This window comes from Cetobacterium sp., from assembly GCF_048470075.1.
Taxonomy (GTDB): Bacteria; Fusobacteriota; Fusobacteriia; order Fusobacteriales; family Fusobacteriaceae; genus Cetobacterium_A.
This window is the reverse complement of record NZ_DBGBQB010000129.1, coordinates 1-2,062: the sequence shown is the minus strand read 5'-3', so window position 1 is coordinate 2,062 and position 2,062 is coordinate 1. Positions and strand designations below refer to the sequence as shown.

The window sequence follows — 2,062 nt, the reverse complement described above, 5'->3', positions numbered from 1 at the left end:
TAATCCAGTTAAAAGTGGATTATCTATCCAGATTGTAAAAACTTTAAATTTTTTTAAAAGCAGTTTTTCTAAATTTTCAGATGATAAATTTTCTACAACATATGTTTTATTTCTTTCACATTTTATATCTGCCTTATAATGTTCTTCACCTCTTCTAATCCCAGCACAATCTATTCCAATAAAAGCGACTTTTCGATCTAAGAGGTAGTCTATTAACTCCCAACTAAGTTCTTGATGATTTTTTAAATAGTTTGAACTTCCATATGGAGCTTTTTTTTGAATTCCTGTTTTAAAAATTATAAAATCTTTTTTCTTTATATTAATTTTTTTTACAACTTCAAGTCCAATTTCTCTTTCTAAATCATAGTTTGTACAATCAATTAAAATTCCGTCACATTTTAGATATTCTTTTGGAATCTCCATTTTCTCATGGATATCAATATGTGTTCCAATATGTCCTGATGCCAGTAGTGTATTTTTATTAGATGATAATTCTCTCCATATTTCATGATTTTTATCTATTTTTAAACTTATCTCAAACATAGATTTTCTCCTTTTTTTATTGGTCAGGTAAAAGTAATAAAAAACTCTTAATTTTATTGAAGGAGATTATAGATAAGTTTAATATTAAGAGTTAAAAAATACTTCTAACACTTTATTATCTTTTTTTAACAACTTTTTTTTATTAATAATTTAAAAATTTTAGCCATCTCTTTATTTCCTCTAGCTACCATCATTTCAGGATGCCATTGTATTCCTAAACAAAATTTATGATTGTCCTTTTCAATGGCCTCAATTACTCCGTCTTCAGATCTAGCAATAGCTCTTAATCCTTTCCCTAAATCTTTAACTGCTTGATGATGAAAAGAGTTAGTCCTAACTTGGGATCCAAAAATTTTTTCTAAAATGCTATTCTTTTCAATAATTACATTATGAACCTCTAATTCTGGGTAAACATCCTGTCTATGTTTTAAAACCTCCTTTCCAAAATAGGATAGATCTTGATATAATGTTCCACCAAAATAAACATTTAAAAGTTGATGTCCTCTACATATTCCAAGTATAGGTTTTCCTGTTTTTAAAAACTCAGTTAATATTTTTATTTCGTTATCATCTCTTTCAGGTGATATAACTCCAATTTTCTCTTTAAAATCCTCACCATAGCAGATTGGATTTATATCAGGCCCTCCTGAAAGTATTAATCCATCAATTATCTTTAACTGTTCCTTAATTATTTCTATACAAGCAGTTGTAGGAATTATAATTGGAATTCCTCCACCTTCGATTACTCCTTTTGTATAGTCAATGCTAACTGTAGTTCTATGATAGTTTCTTAATCCATTTTCTTTTTCATGTGATGATGTAATTCCTATTATCGGTTTTTTCATATATACCTCCTCATATAATGAAGATATAAAAATCTTCATCAATTTATCTGTTATAATTTACTAAAGTGCTGTGGATTATTATATCCTCCTATAGCTAGTTTAACTAGATCATTTTAATATAGGCTATAACCACAGCTTTATACTAAATTACCTCTGATGGTATTCTTATCAGCAATAATTTAAGAATCACAAATACTCTTGAAGGATTTAACACTCTCTATTCTATTATCTCCTCAAACTGTCAAGACGCTAATGATGTGCGTATAGGGCTTGAACCTACCGGACATTAAGGTATAAATTTAGAAAGTTTCTTGCGTACCAAGGGATACCCTTACGGTATTTAACCCCCTTGCTGTAGCTTCCTTTAGGAAGTCTCAAACACTAAGAAAAACTAAAACTGATAAAGTTGATGCTAAGTTTATTACAATTTTATTTCCTGAACTCGGAACATTAATATGGTTGATATATCAAAGAAACTACTCAGAGTAATTTTTCATTTTTTAAAGAATAATATTGATTTTGTAGCACAGAACTAAAATTAAATGATTTAATTAATTTACCTTTAAATATTGTTATATTTTTACCTCATGTTTATAGTTTTGTCAATTTTTTATTAAAACGTCCCGAGAAAACCTATTCCTCTATTAGGGAGAGGATGAATTGGGACAATCTTT

General features: G+C 28.1%; 2 protein-coding genes. Both read right to left on the bottom strand.

The features are described from left to right. A partial coding sequence (locus ACMOUI_RS04615; protein ID WP_418964563.1) for a cyclase family protein occupies window positions 1-543 on the bottom strand: 543 nt, incomplete at its 3' end. A gap of 125 nt (window positions 544-668) precedes the next feature. Then, window positions 669-1,388: a gamma-glutamyl-gamma-aminobutyrate hydrolase family protein gene (locus ACMOUI_RS04610; RefSeq protein WP_418964562.1), complete on the bottom strand. Its 720-nt coding sequence runs from the start codon at window positions 1,386-1,388 to the stop codon at window positions 669-671. Between the last annotated feature and the right edge of the window lie 674 nt (window positions 1,389-2,062).